Below are 16758 nucleotides of genomic sequence, written 5' to 3' on the forward strand. Positions count from 1 at the left end.
CCTATCGGCTCAAGATCAGAACTTCACCTGCGGCGCGGCCTCGACCTCGGTGCGGCTGGCGCCGAGATCGAAGAAGTCCTTCCTGGTGAAGCCGAACATGCCTGCGAACAAGGCGGCGGGCAGCTGCTGGATGCCGGTGTTGTATTCCTGGACCGCGTTGTTGAAGAAGCGGCGGCTCGCCGCGATCTTGTTTTCGAGGTCGGAAAGCTCGGATGCGAGTTGCTGGAAATTGGCGTTGGCCTTGAGGTCGGGATAGGCCTCCGACAGCGCGATCAGCCGGCCGAGCGCGCCGGACAGCTGGTTCTCGGCCGCGGACACCTGCGCCGGTCCCTGCGCCGACATCGCCGAATTGCGTGCCTTGATGACGTCGTCGAGCGTGCCGCGCTCATGCGAGGCATAGCCCTTCACCGTCTCGACCAGGTTCGGGATCAGGTCGTGGCGCTGCTTGAGCTGCACGTCGATATCGGCAAAGGCCTGGCCGACGCGCTGGCTCAGCGCCACCAGGCGGTTGTAGGCGCTGAACGCGAACAGCGCGAGGACGACGATGACGCCGAGAACGATCCAGCCGGTCGACATGGAGAACTCCTGAAGGGGGAAGAAGGCGGGCGCTAGCCTAGACCAAATTGGCGCAGGATGAGAGCCCGGCGCAGAGGGGAGGTAAGACTTGGTCGAATGTGGAGCCGCCCGCGTTCAAGGCAAAAGTCCGGAACGAGGTTAACTTTCGGACAGAATAGCGTCACCCCAGCGCCAGCGGCGTGCTCCAGCATAGGCGGCCTTGTCGCGGCGAGGCACCCTCGTGATGGCGACGCCGTCCTCGGTGCAGAGCTTGGCCGTGATCTCGGCCTTGCCGACATCCGGGGGCGCCAGCACGCGCGCGGCACGGGTAGTCGGCGGCGTTCGGGTCAGCGCGACGTAAATAAAACGCTCGTCCTCGAACGGCACCTCGGCGCCCTTGATCTGGCGGTGCGCCTGCGAGCGCGGCAGGCGCTGGCTGAAATGGCACCAGTCCGGCGCGGTGAGTGGGCAGGGCCTTTCGTGCGGGCAGGGGGCGGCGACGTAAGCGCCAGCCGCGATCAGCTGCTGCCGCAGGGCGAGGATGCGCGCGGTGCCGGCGGGCGTGCCGGGCTCGATCACGACCAGCGCGTGGCGCGCTTTTGCCCACATTGCTTCCGCGAGCTTGCGCTGGTCGCTTTCGCCCAGCTCGCCGATGATGTAGCTGGCGACGACGAGATCGGCTGGCGAGACTTCAGTGAGGTTGCCGCCGGCATCGCCGGGCAGATAGCGGCACTCCGCCAGGCGTGAGCTGTCGTGCGCCAGTTCGAGCGCAAGCCGGCTCAAGGTGGCGTTGGCGTCGAGCAGGGTAAAATCCTGCAGCGATGGAAAGGCTTCCGCAGCGGCCCAGCTCGCGGTGCCCGGACCTGCGCCGACGTCGAGCAACGTTTCCGGGGCGAGATCGGGCGCAATCTCCGTCAGTGCATTGAGGCTGGCGGCCACCGCCGCGTACGTCGCCGGCATGCGCGCGAGCGCATAGGCGAGCGCATCGGCGTCCGACTTGATGGTGCCGGAGCCGCCGCCGGCGCGATAGGCGGTCGAGATTTTCTGCGACCGTTGTGCAGCGTCGGTGCGGGAGAAGCCCTGCAGCTTGCCGTCGAGGGCGGCCTTGAGTTCGGCGGGGAGGGTGGGGGCTATCATCATCCGCAGTCATGCCCCGCGAAGGCGGGGCATCCAGTACTCCGAGACAGTGCCGTCAACCGAGAAGCCGCGGCGTACTGGATCATCCGCCTTCGCGGATGATGACGTCAATGGGTGTGGAACGACCGCAGCGTCACGCCACGTTCTGGTCGAGGATGTCCACCGCTTCGGACAGGCTGACCGACACCAGCTGCGAGACGCCGCGCTCGGCCATGGTGACGCCGAACAACCGGTTCATCCGCGCCATCGTGATCGGATTGTGCGTGATGATGATGAAGCGCGTGTCGGTCGAGCCGGTCATCTCGTGCAACAGGTTGCAGTACCGTTCGACGTTGTGGTCGTCGAGCGGCGCGTCGACTTCGTCCAGCACGCAGATCGGCGAAGGGTTGGTGAGGAACACCGCGAAGATCAGCGCCATCGCGGTCAGCGCCTGCTCGCCGCCCGAGAGCAGCGACAGCGTCTGCGGCTTCTTGCCCGGCGGCTTTGCGATGATTTCGAGGCCGGCTTCCAGCGGGTCGTCGCTCTCGATCAGGTGCAGCGCCGCTTCGCCGCCGCCGAACAGCTCGACGAACAGGCGCTTGAAGTGGTTGTTGACCACCTCGAACGAGGTCAGCAGCCGCTCGCGTGCCTCCTTGTTGAGGCTCTGGATGCCCTGGCGCAGACGCTTGATGGCTTCGACGAGGTCGTCGCGCTCGGTGACCAGACCGGTATGCTGGGTCTCGACCTCGCGCAGCTCTTCCTCGGCGCGCAGATTGACTGCGCCGAGGCGCTCGCGGTCGCGGCGCATCTTTTCGAGGTCTTCCTCGATGTCGTGCAGCGGCGGCAGCTCCGCGCCGGGCTCGATCTCGGCGAGGCCGGCGACGGCTTGCGGCTCGACCTCCAGCATGTCGCGGATCTCGCGCTCGATGTCCTCGAGCCGGCGCCGGGCGCCTTCCATGCGCTCCTCGGCGCGGGCGGTGGCCTCGCGGGAGCTGGAGAGCGCCTCCAAGGTCAGCTTGGCGACGCGATCGGTCTCGGCCATCGCGGTCTCCGCGGTGGCGAGCGCGTCGGCGGCCATGCGGCGGTCGTTCTCGGCGTATTCGATCTCGGTGATCAGTGCGCTGCGCTTTTCCGCGAACACTTGCGGCGCATTTTCGAGCTCGCTGCGCTCGATCGTGAGTTCGGCAATACGGGCCTGGATGGTATCGATGTGGGAGGCCGCGCTCTCCTTGCGGTTCTGCCACTCGGTGCGCTCGGCCAGGATCGCCTGCACGCGGCGGTCGGCGAGCTCGGCCTCGCGCGCCAGCGCCTGCGCCTCGGCGCGGACCTGGGCGGCCATGCGGCGATGGCCTTCGATGTCGCTGCGGACCGCGGCGAGACGGGTCTCGGTGTCCTCGCTCGACGGCAGCTCGGAAATGCCGGCTTCGGCATATTCATACGCAGCTTCGGCCTCGGCGCGGTCGGCGGCGAGACGGCTGTGCGCTTCCGACAGTGTTGCCTTGCGCGCGGCATGGCGGCTGATCTCGCGCTCGGCGGTGGCATGACGCTCGCGCGCGACGTTGAGCTCGCGCTGCGCGGCGCGCCAGGCTTCGCGGCTGGCACCTTCGGTGCTCGCTGCCATCTGCAATTCGGACTCGGCGTTCTCCAGCGCCTGGCGCTTGATCTGCGCGTCGATGCGGGCCTGCTCCAGCTCGTTCTCGATGTCGACGAGGCGGGCGCGCTCGGCCAGGCGCCTCGCTGCGCCGGTCGGGGCGTGAGCGGCCGCGACAAAACCGTCCCAGCGCCAGACGTCGCCCTCGGGCGAGACCAGCCGCTGGCCGGTCTTGAGCTGGGAGACCAGCTCGGCGCCGCGCTCACGCGGCACCACGCCGATCTGGGCCAGACGGCGCGTCAGCTCGGCCGGCGCCTGCACATGATTGGCGAGCGGCACGGCGCCTTCGGGCAGCTCCGGATCGCCGTCGGTCTGTCCGACATTGGTCCAGCGCATCGGCGCCGACGGATCGATCGGCGCATCGAGGTCGTCGCCGAGCGCGGCGCCGATGGCCTTCTCAAAACCCTTGTCGACGGTGATGCCGTCGATGATCGGCGGCCACAGATTCTTGGTCTCGCCGTTGAGGATCTTGGAGATCGTGCGCGCCTCGGTTTCGAGCCGCTGCGCGCGCTTGTCGGCCTCGACCAGCGGCGAGCGCGAGGATTCCAGCGTCTGGCGGGCGGCAACGTGGGCGGCTTCGCTCGCCTGCGCTGCGGCTTCCGAGGCGGCCAGTGTTTGCTCCGCGGTCTCAACCGACGCGGTCAGCTCGTCGAGATCGCCGAAGCCGCCGGTCTCGGCGGCAAGCTTCTGCTCTTCGGCGGCGACGTTCGCGATCTCCTGGTCGAGACGGGCCAGCTTGTCGCGGTGGGTGCGGACGTTGGCCTCGAGCTGGTTGCGCTTGGCGGTGAGGTCGGCCAGCGCGGTGGTGAGCTCGGCGAACTGCTGCTCGGTTTCGGTCAGCACCGCCTCGGCTTCACCGACGCGCTCGTCGACGCCCGAGCGCTTCTCGACGCGCGACTTGATCTCTTCCTTCAGCTCGGAATCTTCGGTGTCGAGCCGCTGCAGCGCGACGTCGGCGTCCATGGTCTGCTGCTGAGCACGGGAGATGTCGCCTTCGAACTGGGCGAGACGACGCTCGAGCTCGGCGACGCGCTCCTTGGCGCGCTCCTCCTCGCGGTCGAGCAGCTCGCGGGCATTGGTCAGGCGCTGCAAGCCTGCAGCGGCGCGCGCCTCGGCATCGCGCAGCGCCGGCATTTCGGCGGCGCGGATCGCCTGGATGCGGGCGGCTTCGGCCTGGTGCTGGGTGCGCTCGGCCATCTCGCGCACCGCGAGATCGTGGGTCTGGCCGGATTCGTTGACGTCGGCATGGGCGCCGATCCAGCGCAGATGGAACAGTGTGGCTTCCGCCTTGCGGACCTTAGCGGCGACCTCGCGGTAGCGCACGGCCTGACGGGCCTGCTTCTTCAGGCCTTCCATCTGGCCTGCGAGCTGGCCGATCACGTCCTCGACGCGGGTCAGGTTGGTTTCGGCCGCCTTCAGCCGCAGCTCGGCCTCGTGGCGGCGGGCGTGCAGACCGGCGACGCCGGCAGCGTCTTCCAGCACGCGGCGGCGCTGCTCGGGCTTGGCCTGGATGATCTCGCCGATCTTGCCCTGGTGGACGAGGGCCGGCGAACGCGCGCCGGTGGCGGCATCTGCAAACAGGATCTGCACGTCGCGGGCGCGCACATCGCGGCCGTTGATGCGATAAACCGAGCCGGCTTCGCGCTCGATGCGGCGGGAGATTTCGAGCAGCTGGCTGTCGTTCATCGCCGCCGGCGCGGTGCGATCGGCATTGTCGATCGTCATCGTCACTTCGGCGTGGTTGCGCGCGGGACGGTTGCCGGAGCCGGCGAAGATCACCGCGTCCATGTCGGCGGCGCGCAGCGACTTGTACGAGGTCTCACCCATCGCCCAGCGCAGCGCTTCGACGAGATTCGACTTGCCGCAACCGTTGGGCCCAACCACGCCGGTCAGGCCGGGCTCGATGACGAAGTCCGTGGGCTCAACGAAGGACTTGAAGCCGTGAAGGCGCAGGCGGGTGATTTTCATAAGCACGCATCTCTGTTGGCAGGCGCGAATCCCCCTGCCGGGACAATACCATGGAAGGCAGTGTCGCTATCCGGGCGAGTCGCGCGAGGCGCCTCATGCGGCTGGACAATGGCCGCGGTGCGCCGCGAGGGCAACCGGCGAAAGCCGCTTTTCCCAAGGGATTTATGCCGGGAAAGATACGGCTTTCGAGATGCGAATCAGGATCTTGACGAGCGAATCAGCTCTTCAGCAGCGGATTGATCTTCTTGGCGAACTCCTCGAACGAGGTCTCGCCCTTGATCTTCTCGCCGTTGATGAAGAAGGTCGGCGTCGAATCCACCTTCAGAACGTCGCTGGCATATTTCTGGTCGGCGGCGATCTTGTCGAGCAGCGCCTGATCCTTCAGGCAGGCCTCGACCTGCTGCTGGGTGAGGCCGGCCTGCTTGCCGATCCGCGTCAGGGTCTCGGTGGTGTTCTTCACCACCCAGTCGTTCTGCTGGCGGAACAGCATGTCGGTGACTGCGAAGTATTTCGGCCCGTCGCCATTGGCGATGCAGCGGGACAGCATCGAGCCGGCGGCGGCTTTGATGTCGAGCGGGAACTCGCGGAAGATGTACTTCACCTTGCCGGTGTCGATGTATTCCTTCTTGATCTTCGGGAACACCTGCTCGTTGAAGGCGGCGCAATGCGGGCAGGTCATCGAGGCGTATTCGGTGATGGTGACGGCGGCGTCGTTCGGGCCGAGCGCCATGTCGGGCAGCGATACCGGCTTGGCGACGTCGGCGGCCGACTGGGCCATGGCCTCGGAGACGAACTGCAGCGGCGAGAGCCCGGCGAGCGCGGCAAGCCCGGTCAGCGACAGCATCGTAGTGAAGGCGCGGCGGGTGATGATCAAGGTCGGCTCCCGAATTGGCAAAAATCTCGCCCCAGGGGTCTTATGAAGTTCCCGCCCGGGCGGCCTGTCGCTAGCTTGAAACGTAGCTTGAGGCAATGGCGAGCGGTAGAGACGGGTCCAGATTGACCGCGAAATAAGGCTCAATTTCGCTTGATGGCGGCCCCCAGCCGCGCCAGCGCCGTCTTCAGTTGTTCATCTTCGATGTCACCAAGGCTCTCCGCCACCTTGGCCACCGATTTGGGATCGGGCGGGCCGGGCCGCACCGGCCGCCGGGGGCGCGATAGCGGAGCCTGGCGGAAGGCGAGCTTGCCGACCGCGCTCCAGCCGAAGAAGCGGTTGACGCGCTCCAGGATCACGTCAGCGGAATGCTGGATCTCCAGCGCCATCGGCCCCTCCACCCGCAGCACCAGGGTCGCCGGCTCCTGCGGCTGGCCCTCCACCGGGCGCGGCCATTGCATCTTCAGCGGCTCGGCATGGGCCGCGATCTCCGGACCTGCAATCTGCGCCCACCGCGTCACCAACTCGCGCGCCGCAAACCCCTGCTTGGCATAGGCCTCGGCAAAGACGTCGTTGAGCAGGATGCCCAGCGGCTTGGCGCTGAGGGGACCGGGTTTGGGAGGGAATTTGGACATGGGTCCTTATAGCACCATGCGCGACGTGTCAGGAACTGACGCCGTCATGACCGGGCTTTGTCCCGGCCATCCACGTCTCGCCACGAAGAAAGACGTGGATGCCCGCGACAGGCGCGGGCATGACGTGGAGAGACTGATGCGTTGCAGCTAGAGTGAAGGCATGAGCCCTAGATCTGCCCTCAAGGCCAAGCCGGAACCAGTTCAGTCGAAAGTCTCATCGCGTCCGACGCTCCTGCTCCAATGGTACGACCGTCACCGCCGTCGTCTGCCGTGGCGGGCCCCGCCCGGCGAGACGTCGGATCCATACCGCGTCTGGCTGTCGGAGATCATGCTGCAGCAGACCACGGTGAAGGCGGTCGGGCCCTATTTCGAAAAATTCGTCGCGCGCTGGCCGGATGTCACTGCGCTCGGACGGGCCTCGCAGGATGATGTGCTGCGGATGTGGGCCGGGCTCGGCTATTACTCGCGCGCGCGCAACCTGTACGCCTGCGCGGTCGCGGTGACACGCGAGCATGGCGGCATCTTTCCCGACACCGAGGAAGGGCTGCGTGCGCTACCGGGCATCGGGCCGTACACGGCGGCGGCGATCGCGGCGATTGCCTTCGATCGCCACACGATGCCGGTCGACGGCAATATCGAGCGGGTGGTGTCGCGGCTCTTTGCAGTTGAAGATGAGCTCCCGCAGGCGAAACCTCTGATCCAGCAATTGGCGGCGACGCTGCTTGCAAACTCCCGCGCCGGCGACAGCGCGCAGGCGTTGATGGATTTGGGCGCCTCGATCTGCACGCCGAAAAAGCCGACCTGCTCGTTGTGTCCGCTGAACGAGGATTGCATCGCGCGCGCGCAAGGCACGCAGGAGACCTTTCCGCGCAAGGCGCCGAAGAAGAGCGGAACGCTGCGGCGCGGAGCGGCCTTCGTCGTCACACGCGGCGAGGAGCTGCTGGTCCGCAGCCGGCCCGAAAAGGGTCTGCTCGGCGGCATGACCGAAGTGCCCGGCTCGGACTGGCTCGCCGGCCAGGACGATGCGGCGGCGAAGCTGCAGGCGCCGGCGCTGAAGGGGCTGTCGCGCTGGCAGCGCAAAATGGGCGTCGTCACCCACGTCTTCACGCATTTTCCGCTGGAGCTGGTGGTCTACACGGCGAAAGCCGCAGCCCGCACCCGCGCGCCCGAGGGCATGCGCTGGGTGCCGCTCGCCACCCTTAGGGACGAGGCGCTGCCCAATGTCATGCGCAAGGTCATCGCGCACGCGCTCAACCTTTCAGCGGGCTCGTCCTCCTGACAGCACGCTGGCAGCAGCGCTAAGCTATCGGGTGCGAAACGGAGGCTGCCAATGGTCAAGACCGCGCTCGACAATTTTCCAAGGCCACCCTGTGCGGAGCTGTTGGGATGGCGCCTGCTCGATGCCCGTCCCGAGGAGGGCTGGATCAAGCTCGGCTTCGAGGGCAAGCCGGAGTTCTGCAATCCGGCAGGCTTCATCCAGGGCGGCATGCTCTCGGCCATGCTCGACGACACCATGGGCCCGGCGGTGCTGGTGATGAGCGAGGGCCGGCTCTATACCACCACCATCAGCATGACCGTGAATTTCCTCAGCCCCGCCAAGCCCGGTCCGATCATCGGGGAGGCGACGGTGACGCAACTCGGCAAGACGATCGCGTTTGTCGAGGCCAAGCTGACGGCTGCGGACGGCGCCTTGCTGGCAACGGCAAGCGCGACCGAGCGGTTGCTGGAAGCGGCGAGGGTGGTGCGGTAGTCGTTACCGTCGGAGCCGTGTCGCGGAGTGCTGCGCGCAAGGTTTATACAGCGCCTGAAGTGCTTTGCCGCGCAGCAAGATGAGTTGCGGCCTCAACCCGCCGCGTGCCGCGATCCAACGCTGCACCGGCCCGGGATACATGGAGTATAGGTAATTGGTGGCGTCATGGTCGGTAATCGTCCTTCCCTTCCGACCGAAATCCCAAGCAGCGTGGAAGCCGAGAGCGGCCTTCGAGGTCACACAGATTTTGTCAGCGGCGACTGCACCGAGAACGATGGTGCACGATGAGGCACACAGTCCATCGATGATGACGGTCTCTCCGGAAGTGCGCAGGCGCTCATATCTGTCAACATAGGCGTCGATTAGCCCGCCACGATCGCCGGCGATCCGTATCGCCGCATGACTTGCGTGCATTTCGGTCAGCAAGATAGCCGCCGCAAGCAACCCCGCCCGGAACTTCATGATCGCAGCCTCGGTTATTCGCGTCTATCGAATGGGACAAATTTCTCTCGCATCCAAGGATTGGCTTAGATCGAAGCGCACCAGCGGGCGGTTGCGGCCGCTCATGGTCTTCAGCCTCGGCCTGAAAGCGCTGGACCAATTCGGGTCTTTGAAACAGACGGGCGTTGATCTAGGTCAATTGGACATGCAGGGCGCGCCAAATGATGGGGCAAGTGCCTGTCCCGTTGACGGCATCACCCTGCGGATAGGACCGGCACTCCAATGACGGGAGGACGCCCATGTTTCGATATGCTCTGGTTGGCTTGGCCGCAGCCGCTCTTGTCGGCGCAAGCCTTGTTCCCGATGACGCACTCGCCCGCGGCGGCCGCGGAGGAGGTGGCGCCTATCGGGGAGGGGGATTTCACGGAGGAGGCGCGCACTACAGAGGCGGTGCCGTTCACGCTGGTCGCTACGGCCGCGCTCACGTCTCCCGGCCGATAGCAGGGTACCCCGTAGCACGTACTGCGGCGCGTAGAGGCGTCTACCGGGGAGCCGCATACGGAGCCGCGGCAGTCGGAGTCGGAGCGGCGGCGGCAGGTGCATACGGCTACTACAACAACCGTTGCTACGATGCCTATGGCAATTGGGTGTGTTCCGGACAGTATGGATATTGATGGGCCGTGACGGACGCGGGGCGGTTGGACAACTCTTACCGCCCCGCCTTCAGGCGCTCGCGCTTCGCATCTCCCCTGACGATCGGCGGCTTCGCGTTCAGCGCCTCGACCTGGAAGCCCGCAACGCGCTTGTAGTTGGCGGCGATGTCTTCCAGTTCCTGCTGCGACAGCACGTCGGTGACGACCTCAAAGCCGTCGGGCGCGCGCTCCTCGACCAGTTGCATGACTTGCTCGGGGCCGTTCTTGCGGTTGAGCAGGACGAGGTCGGTGGTCGCGGGCCGGCGCTCGGCCTCATAGGCGAGCAGCGCCGCGGTCGTCGGTCCATGCGCGAGAATCTCGCGGGTGATGGTGCGGGCATCGAGGATGGCCTGCGAGGCGCCGTTCGAGCCGATCGGGTACATCGGATGCGCGGCATCGCCCATCAGCGTGACCTTGCCAAAGGTCCATTGCGAGACCGGATCGCGGTCCACCAGCGGATATTCATAGGCGTGCGGGCAGTTCTTGATCAGGCCGGGCACGTCGAGCCAGTCGAACTGCCAGCTCTCGAACCAGGGCAGAAACTCCTCCAGCCGCGCGGTGCGATTATAGTCCTCGCGCCGCCACTGATAGGTCGGCGGCATGTGGCGCTCGGCGACCCAGTTGATCAGATGGTTGCCCGCCGCGTCCGGCGTCTTGCTGATCGGATAGCAGACGAATTTCAGGATCTCGTGGCCGGCCATGATCATGGTGCGGCCGGTCAGGAAGGCCTTGGACGGCGTGACGCCGCGCCAGAGGATGCGGCCGTTCCAGATCGGCGGGCCTTCATTGGGATAGAGCTTTTCGCGCGCGGCGGAATGAATGCCGTCGGCGGCGATCAGGATCGCGCCGTCGTAACTCCCGGCGGCCTTGCCGGTCGCCCGATCGATGAAGTCGGCGCGCACGCCGCCGGCCGTCTCGGCCCAGCCGGTCAGATGGTGGCTGGTGAGGATGTTGTCACGGCCGAGCCGCTCGATCGCGGTGTCGAGCAGGAGCTGTTGCAGCGTGCCGCGATGGATCGAGAATTGCGGCCATTTGTAGCCGGCCTCCAGCCCGCGCGGCTCGCTCCAGATCGGCTTGCCGTGCTTGGAGAAATAGGCGAGCTCGCGCGTCCGCACGCCGCTGGCGTCCAATCTGTCCATCAGCCCGAGCTCGATCAGCTCGCGCACTGCATGCGGCAGCACGTTGATGCCGACGCCGAGCGGCTTCAGTTCCGCGACGCTTTCGAAGACTTTTGCGGGAACGCCGATCTGGTGCAGGCTGAGCGCAAGCGTCAGCCCGCCGATGCCGCCACCGGCGATGAGTACGGTCATGACAAAATCCCCTCCGATTGACGGCGTCTTCGCACGGCCGGGCGGCCGTGGGCAACTGCGAAGAGGTCCCTATGGACGGGGCCGCGGAGGGCCGTTAACCTCGGGTTTTCCCCCATGAGGTCCGACATGCTCAAGCTCTATTACGCGACCGGCACCTGCGCGCTCGCCACCTACATCACCCTGGAGGAGGCCGGCGCCGACTACGCGGCTGAACGGCTGAGCTTCAAGGACAACCAGCAGAACAGCCCGGATTATCTCAAGATCAACCCGAAGGGCCGCGTGCCGGCGCTGGTGACCGATCGCGGCGTCCTCACCGAGACGCCGGCGATGCTGGCCTATCTCGCGCAGACCTTCCCCAAAGCAAAGCTCGCGCCGCTCGATGATCCCTTCGACTTCGCCCAGGTGCAGTCGTTCAACTCCTACCTCTGCTCGACCGTGCACATCAATCATGCCCACAAGATGCGCGGTCCGCGCTGGGCGACGCAGGAGAGCTCGTTCGCCGACATGAAGGCGATGGTCCCGAAGACCATGGCCGCCTGCTTCGCCCTGATCGAGCAGAAGATGTTTCGGGGGCCCTGGGTGATGGGCGATCAGTTCACGATCTGCGATCCCTATCTCTACACGCTCTCGACCTGGCTCGAAGGCGACAGCGTCGACATCAACGCGACGCCGAAGATCGCCGATCATTTCAAGCGCATGTCGGATCGTCCCGCGGTGCGCAAGGTGATGGACGCGCAGAAGGCGTGACAAATACGCGGTGTCGTCCCGGGCAAGCGCAAGCGCAGACCCGGGACCCATACCGCGGAATCTATCGATTGCGATCGGTAGCAATCCCGAACGACCAGTCTTCGCTAAACCGCATCCTGTGGTTATGGGTCCCGGATCGGCGCTCCGCTTCGCTGCGCTTGTCCGGGACGACACCGTGTTTGGTGAAGCAGCATCCTACCCAGCCTTCCGCTTCTCCAATTCCCGCCCCGTCTCCAGCATCAGCCGCCTCAGCCAGATCGAGCCGGGGTCCATCTGCGCGCGGGTCGGGTAGAACATGAACTGCTCGTCGATCCCGGGGTCGAGCGGCGGGGTCACCGCGACGAGGCCGAGCTGCTTCGACAGTGCTGCGATCAGCCGGCGTGGCACGAAGGCGACGAGATCGGTGCGGGCGGCGACGTGCAGCGCTTCGAGATAGCCTGACACGACCAGCGAGATGTGCCGCTCGATGCCCTTGGCCCTGAGCCAGGTGTCGATCAGATCCTCGTTGCTGCCTCGGATGATCACGCCGACATGGCGCGCGGCCAGGAACGTCTCGCGCCGCTTCAGCTTGGCGCCCATCGGATGGCCGCGCCTCACCGCCAGCGCGTCGCTGTCGACGTAGAGCAGCTGGCGGTGAAAGCCCTTGAAGGCGTTGCCGATCGAGATCACGAGGTCGATGGTGCGGGCGAACTCGGCGTGGAAGATCGCCGATCCCCGCCATGGCACGATGTCGATGCGGACGTTGGGCGCGGCCCGCGTCACCTTCTCCATCAGCGGCGGCATCAGCAGCTCGACTGCGAGATCCGGCATCATCAGGCGGAATTGCCGTTCGCTGCGTGCGGCATCGAAGTCATCGGGCACGAACAGGCCGCGCACCTGATCGAGCGCCTGCGCCAGCGGCGCGCGCAGGGCCTGTGCCCGCGGCGTCAGCTCCATCCGCGCGCCGGTGCGCACCAGCAGCGGATCGCCGAGAATGTCGCGCAGGCGCTGCAGTGCGTGGCTGGCCGCCGGCTGCGACAGGCCCATTCGAAGCGCGGCGCGGCTGACACTGGCCTCGCGCAGCAGGGCGTCGAGCGCGGTCAGCAGGTTGAGGTCAAGCGAATTCAAATTCATCAAGCGAATAGATATCATATTCTCTATCGATTTGAAGAATTTTGATGCTGCGGCGATGATCTCCGCATTCCCACCAAACGGAGATGCCGCCATGAACGCGAGCGCCAACAAGAAACTGATGCAGGACATTTTCGCCGCCGCCGCCAATCCCGATCCGGCCGCGCGCGATCGCGCCCTGTTCGCCGCAAGTCTTGCCGAAGATGCCAAATGGGTCGTGACCGGCCAGTATTCCTGGTCGCGCACCTTCTCAGGCAAGGAGTCGATCCTCAACGATTTGCACGGCTATGTGCGCACCCGCCTGCGCGACCGCACGCGCACCGTCGCGCACCGCTTCATCGCCGACGGCGATGTGGTCGTCGTGGAGGCCAAGGGCGACAACGTCACGCCTGACGGCGTGCGCTACGACAATGACTATTGCCTGGTGTTTCGTCTCGAGGACGGCAAGATCAAGGAGATCCGCGAGTACTGCGACTCGATCCTGACCGAGCGGGCGCTCGGTCCGTTTCCCCACGGGGGCGTCAGAGCCGCGGGCTGACTGACTTGAGCATGATCTGGTCCGCCCGCCGGCGCCGTCCGTCACCGTTGGCGATGATCGCGTCGGTCTGGCAAAGACTGGCGGAGATCGTCTGTACCAGGCGCGAGCGGTCTTCGGCGCGCCGTCAGTTCGTCATGATGAGCGATCGGGAGCTTCTGGACTGCGGGATGTCTCGTTCGGAGATTGAGTACGAGCTGAAGAAGCCCTTCCGGCGGAATTGAAAATAGAGAGAGAACGGAGGGATTCAGGGCGGCAATTGCAGCAGGCCACCGCGTAGGCAGGCATGCATCCGGGCGCCCCATGCAGGTATCTATCTGCATGGGTCGCACGCCTTGCGCCAAGGGCGTAGCGCAACTGGCTATAAAATCAGCAGATATTGTGCGCGCCGCTTTGGTGCGCGCGAAAAATGGGAAGGTTCAATTAACGAGTGTCCCCCATTGTGTCGCGGTGCAGCGTGGGTCGCAAAGACACGCGGCTGCCAGGGTGGTCGTGACGATTTTGCCGGACTTGTTCGGCCACTCGAAGTGAAATGCATCTGGGTGGACAGTGGGAATGCCGAAGTTTCGTTTGCGGATCAGGGGACGCCTGTACGCAGGCTTCATGGCCTTGGTGGCGGTCGGTCTCGCGATGGCGGTGGTTGCCGTCTGGAATTTGCGGGCGGTGCAGGATCAGGTCGCGAGACAATCCGCACTTTCGGACAGCACGGCGCGGGTTTTGGAAATATCGACCCATCTTCAGGCGATCCAGCGGGCCAATCTGCGTTACGTCTACGACGCCAACGAGCCCGCGATGAAAGAGGCGCAAGAGCGGGAAACCGCTGCGATCGAGCTGTTGCGGGTCGGCGCCAAGGGGACGCTCTCGGAGGATCGGCGAGCGCTCTACAACGGCCTGATCGACGACATTGCCAAGATGCGACGCTTGCGTGACAACCTCGGCGACGCCGTCAACGAGGCGAGGACGGGCAAGGCCACGTTGCTGCCGAGCGGCGAAGAGCTGGCCGTCAAGATGGGCAAGCTGGTCGATGCGGCGCGCGCAGCCGTCGACGAAGACACCGCGGCCCTCGTCGCCGACCTCGAATCCAGGATCCTCCTTGTTCGGGTCGCAAACTGGCGTTTCTTGGCCTTGCGCGACGCGCAGGGACCCGCGAATTTCAGGGCGAGCGTAGACCGGGCGGCGCAACGGCTCGCGGCTCTCGAAAAGAGCCCGCAGGCAGCGGAATTGCGATCCACGCTCGCGCCGGTGAAGACCTCGCTCGGCATCTACAAATCGGCGTTCGAGACGACGTCCGCCGCGATGCTTCAGGCCGACGAGATCTACCACAAGGACCTCGCGCCTCTCATCGTCGACAGCGTCGGCAGGCTCAAGGCCGCGGAAACGACCCTGAAGAAGGACTATCAGGACTCGCGTGCGACCGCCGAAGCCGTGATCGCCGGCACGACGACCGTTCAGGAGATCGCCGGCGGCCTCGCCATCCTGTTCGGCGGCATCGTCGCCTTCCTGATCGCCCGCAGCATCGTCGGTCCGCTGGCCTCGATGACGAGCGCAATGGGGCGGCTTGCCGGCGGCAATCTCGAGGTCGAGATTCCCGGGCGCGGCAAGGCCGACGAGATCGGCGACATGGCCAAGGCGATCCAGGTGTTCAAGGACAACATGGTCGAGACCGAGCGCCTGCGCGCCGAGCAGACCGAGGTCGAGGCGCGGCAGGCCGAAAGCCGCAAGAAAGACATGGTCAGGCTCGCTGATCAGTTCGAGCAGGCGGTCGGCGAGATCGTGAACACCGTGTCGTCGGCATCGAACGAGCTCGAAGCCTCCGCCGGCACCTTGACCACGACCGCCTCGCGGGCCCAGGATTTGTCGACGGAGGTCGCCAGCGCCTCGCAGGAGGCCTCGGCCAATGTGCAGGCGGTTGCCTCGGCGACCGAGGAGCTGTCCTCCTCGGTGTCCGAGATTGCCCGCCAGGTGCAGGAATCCGCCCGCATCGCGGTCGAGGCCGTCGGTCAGGCGAGCAGGACCAATGACCGGGTCGGCGCGCTCTCCAAGGCCGCCGCGCGGATCGGCGACGTGGTCGAACTGATCAGCACCATCGCCGGCCAGACCAATCTGTTGGCGCTGAACGCCACCATCGAGGCGGCGCGCGCAGGTGAAGCCGGCCGCGGCTTTGCCGTCGTCGCCTCCGAGGTCAAGGCGCTCGCCGAGCAGACTGCGAGGGCCACCGGCGAGATCGCCCAGCAGGTGTCCGGCATCCAGGCCGCGACGGAGGAATCGGTCGGCTCCATCAGGGAGATCAGCGGCACGATCGAGCGGCTGTCGGAGATTTCGTCGACGGTCGCGGCCGCCGTGGAGCAGCAGGGCGCGGCGACGCAGGAGATTTCCCGCAACGTCCAGCAGGCGGCTCATGGCACGCAGAGGGTGTCGTCCAACATCGGCGACGTGCAGCGCGGCGCCTCCGAAACCGGGTCGGCCTCATCGCAGGTGCTGTCGGCAGCGCGCTCGCTGTCGGCCGACAGCAACCGCCTCAAGCTCGAAGTGGCCAAGTTCCTGAACTCGGTCCACGCCGCCTGAATCCCAAACGCAAAAGGCCACGCGCATGCGCGTGGCCTCGAAGAGCGGCGCGGTGCGCTCAGGCGACCTTGGTCGCCATGTGCTTGAACATGTTGGCGCGCGCCTCGTCGTCCATCTCGGCCTTGAAGGTGAACTTGTCCTTCAGAGCGATCGCACGCGCAGCCGCCGGCCGCGCCGAGATCTCGTCGACCAGCCGCTTCACGTTCGGGTAGCGCGCAAAGGCGTCGTCGCCGAGCTTGAACGGCAGCATCCGCGCCCAGCCCCACAGCGCCATGTCGACGATCGAATAGCTGTCGCCGACCATGTAGCTGCGCCCTTTGAGGTGAGCGTCGAGAATCTTGTAGTGGCGGTCGGTCTCGTACTGGTAGCGGTTATGGGCGTAGTCGTGGTTGTGGTCCTTCGGCGCAAAATGCTTGAAGTGCACGGCCTGCCCCGAATACGGCCCGACGCCGGTGGCGATGAACATCAGCCATGACAGCGTCTCGCCGCGCACGCTCGCGGCGGGCAGGAACTTGCCGGTCTTCTCGGCGAGATAAAGCAGGATGGCGTTGCTGTCGAACACGATGGTGCCGCCATCGTCGATCGCCGGGACCTTGGCATTCGGATTGATCTTGAGGAATTCCGGCGTGAACTGCTCGCCCTTGCGGGTGTCGACCTTCACCGGCTCGAAGGGCAGGCCGGACTCTTCGAGATAGAGCGCAACCTTGGTCGGGTTCGGCGATCCGTTGAAATAGAATTTGAGCATCGATCTCCCCAATGTTTGTTGCAAGGCGCGAACGCAGCGTCATGGCCGCGCCGCCTGTCTTGCCTGA

15 protein-coding genes are annotated in these 16758 nt (G+C 65.8%); 6 read left to right on the plus strand and 9 right to left on the minus strand.

Annotation, left to right across the window (positions count from 1 at the left end; genetic code table 11):
- Nucleotides 1–15: 15 nt before the first annotated feature.
- From GGD67_RS19570 to GGD67_RS19590, 5 genes are all read right to left on the minus strand, one after another.
- Nucleotides 16–576: a LemA family protein gene (locus tag GGD67_RS19570; RefSeq protein WP_018323315.1), complete on the minus strand. Its 561-nt coding sequence runs from the start codon at nucleotides 574–576 to the stop codon at nucleotides 16–18.
- Between the two features lie 138 nt (nucleotides 577–714).
- The gene (locus tag GGD67_RS19575) at nucleotides 715–1695 is read right to left on the minus strand and encodes a small ribosomal subunit Rsm22 family protein (RefSeq protein ID WP_179735156.1); all 981 of its coding nucleotides are present in this window, start codon (nucleotides 1693–1695) and stop codon (nucleotides 715–717) included.
- A 130-nt stretch (nucleotides 1696–1825) separates the two neighbouring features.
- Complete coding sequence (smc, locus tag GGD67_RS19580) at nucleotides 1826–5290, minus strand: chromosome segregation protein SMC (RefSeq protein WP_018323317.1); 3465 nt, start codon at nucleotides 5288–5290, stop codon at nucleotides 1826–1828.
- 217 nt (nucleotides 5291–5507) lie between these two features.
- A complete protein-coding gene (locus GGD67_RS19585) occupies nucleotides 5508–6164 on the minus strand; it encodes a DsbA family protein (RefSeq protein WP_179735158.1) in 657 nt (218 codons plus the stop codon).
- A 140-nt stretch (nucleotides 6165–6304) separates the two neighbouring features.
- A complete protein-coding gene (locus GGD67_RS19590) occupies nucleotides 6305–6796 on the minus strand; it encodes a DUF721 domain-containing protein (protein WP_018323319.1) in 492 nt (163 codons plus the stop codon).
- A 160-nt stretch (nucleotides 6797–6956) separates the two neighbouring features.
- Between GGD67_RS19590 and mutY the strand changes: the two genes are divergently transcribed.
- Both mutY and GGD67_RS19600 read left to right on the plus strand, forming a co-directional pair.
- Entirely contained in the window at nucleotides 6957–8075 is a 1119-nt protein-coding gene (mutY, locus tag GGD67_RS19595; RefSeq protein WP_179735160.1) for an A/G-specific adenine glycosylase, read from the plus strand.
- Between the two features lie 51 nt (nucleotides 8076–8126).
- Nucleotides 8127–8546, plus strand: a complete 420-nt coding sequence (locus tag GGD67_RS19600; protein WP_179735162.1) for a PaaI family thioesterase — start codon at nucleotides 8127–8129, stop codon at nucleotides 8544–8546.
- A 3-nt stretch (nucleotides 8547–8549) separates the two neighbouring features.
- On the opposite strand, the gene GGD67_RS19605 is transcribed toward GGD67_RS19600, so the two are convergent.
- Both GGD67_RS19605 and GGD67_RS19615 read right to left on the minus strand, forming a co-directional pair.
- Nucleotides 8550–9008: a hypothetical protein gene (locus GGD67_RS19605; RefSeq protein WP_179735164.1), complete on the minus strand. Its 459-nt coding sequence runs from the start codon at nucleotides 9006–9008 to the stop codon at nucleotides 8550–8552.
- A gap of 688 nt (nucleotides 9009–9696) precedes the next feature.
- Nucleotides 9697–10989: a flavin-dependent oxidoreductase gene (locus GGD67_RS19615; RefSeq protein ID WP_179735168.1), complete on the minus strand. Its 1293-nt coding sequence runs from the start codon at nucleotides 10987–10989 to the stop codon at nucleotides 9697–9699.
- A gap of 126 nt (nucleotides 10990–11115) precedes the next feature.
- On the opposite strand from GGD67_RS19615, the gene GGD67_RS19620 reads away from it, so the two are divergent.
- The gene (locus tag GGD67_RS19620; protein WP_091956347.1) at nucleotides 11116–11736 is read left to right on the plus strand and encodes a glutathione S-transferase family protein; all 621 of its coding nucleotides are present in this window, start codon (nucleotides 11116–11118) and stop codon (nucleotides 11734–11736) included.
- Between the two features lie 195 nt (nucleotides 11737–11931).
- On the opposite strand, the gene GGD67_RS19625 is transcribed toward GGD67_RS19620, so the two are convergent.
- Nucleotides 11932–12849, minus strand: a complete 918-nt coding sequence (locus tag GGD67_RS19625) for a LysR family transcriptional regulator (protein WP_179735553.1) — start codon at nucleotides 12847–12849, stop codon at nucleotides 11932–11934.
- 91 nt (nucleotides 12850–12940) lie between these two features.
- On the opposite strand from GGD67_RS19625, the gene GGD67_RS19630 reads away from it, so the two are divergent.
- The 3 genes from GGD67_RS19630 to GGD67_RS19640 all read left to right on the plus strand — a co-directional run bounded on the left by GGD67_RS19630 (nucleotide 12941) and on the right by GGD67_RS19640 (nucleotide 15946).
- Nucleotides 12941–13384 carry a nuclear transport factor 2 family protein gene (locus tag GGD67_RS19630; protein ID WP_179735170.1) on the plus strand — a complete coding sequence of 148 codons (444 nt, stop codon included), beginning with the start codon at nucleotides 12941–12943 and terminating at the stop codon, nucleotides 13382–13384.
- Between the two features lie 5 nt (nucleotides 13385–13389).
- Nucleotides 13390–13605, plus strand: a complete 216-nt coding sequence (locus GGD67_RS19635) for a DUF1127 domain-containing protein (protein WP_246784398.1) — start codon at nucleotides 13390–13392, stop codon at nucleotides 13603–13605.
- Between the two features lie 331 nt (nucleotides 13606–13936).
- Nucleotides 13937–15946, plus strand: coding sequence for a methyl-accepting chemotaxis protein (locus tag GGD67_RS19640; protein WP_179735172.1), 2010 nt, complete (start codon nucleotides 13937–13939; stop codon nucleotides 15944–15946).
- Nucleotides 15947–16004: 58 nt separating this feature from the next.
- Here GGD67_RS19640 and GGD67_RS19645 read toward each other — a convergent pair whose 3' ends face one another.
- Nucleotides 16005–16691, minus strand: a complete 687-nt coding sequence (locus tag GGD67_RS19645; protein WP_179735174.1) for a glutathione S-transferase family protein — start codon at nucleotides 16689–16691, stop codon at nucleotides 16005–16007.
- Between the last annotated feature and the right edge of the window lie 67 nt (nucleotides 16692–16758).

Source organism: Bradyrhizobium sp. IAR9 (assembly GCF_013408065.1).
In the GTDB taxonomy this organism is placed as follows: Bacteria; Pseudomonadota; Alphaproteobacteria; order Rhizobiales; family Xanthobacteraceae; genus Bradyrhizobium.

Excerpts from the sequence above, each read along its gene's own strand:
- GGD67_RS19575 (WP_179735156.1), bottom strand. The coding sequence starts at position 1,695 with ATGATGATAGCCCCCACCCTCCCCGCCGAACTCAAGGCCGCCCTCGAC.
- GGD67_RS19640 (WP_179735172.1), top strand. The coding sequence starts at position 13,937 with ATGCCGAAGTTTCGTTTGCGGATCAGGGGACGCCTGTACGCAGGCTTC.
- mutY (WP_179735160.1), top strand. The coding sequence starts at position 6,957 with ATGAGCCCTAGATCTGCCCTCAAGGCCAAGCCGGAACCAGTTCAGTCG.
- GGD67_RS19605 (WP_179735164.1), bottom strand. The coding sequence starts at position 9,008 with ATGAAGTTCCGGGCGGGGTTGCTTGCGGCGGCTATCTTGCTGACCGAA.
- GGD67_RS19620 (WP_091956347.1), top strand. The coding sequence starts at position 11,116 with ATGCTCAAGCTCTATTACGCGACCGGCACCTGCGCGCTCGCCACCTAC.
- GGD67_RS19600 (WP_179735162.1), top strand. The coding sequence starts at position 8,127 with ATGGTCAAGACCGCGCTCGACAATTTTCCAAGGCCACCCTGTGCGGAG.
- GGD67_RS19630 (WP_179735170.1), top strand. The coding sequence starts at position 12,941 with ATGAACGCGAGCGCCAACAAGAAACTGATGCAGGACATTTTCGCCGCC.
- GGD67_RS19590 (WP_018323319.1), bottom strand. The coding sequence starts at position 6,796 with ATGTCCAAATTCCCTCCCAAACCCGGTCCCCTCAGCGCCAAGCCGCTG.
- GGD67_RS19645 (WP_179735174.1), bottom strand. The coding sequence starts at position 16,691 with ATGCTCAAATTCTATTTCAACGGATCGCCGAACCCGACCAAGGTTGCG.
- GGD67_RS19570 (WP_018323315.1), bottom strand. The coding sequence starts at position 576 with ATGTCGACCGGCTGGATCGTTCTCGGCGTCATCGTCGTCCTCGCGCTG.
- GGD67_RS19625 (WP_179735553.1), bottom strand. The coding sequence starts at position 12,849 with ATGAATTTGAATTCGCTTGACCTCAACCTGCTGACCGCGCTCGACGCC.
- GGD67_RS19615 (WP_179735168.1), bottom strand. The coding sequence starts at position 10,989 with ATGACCGTACTCATCGCCGGTGGCGGCATCGGCGGGCTGACGCTTGCG.
- smc (WP_018323317.1), bottom strand. The coding sequence starts at position 5,290 with ATGAAAATCACCCGCCTGCGCCTTCACGGCTTCAAGTCCTTCGTTGAG.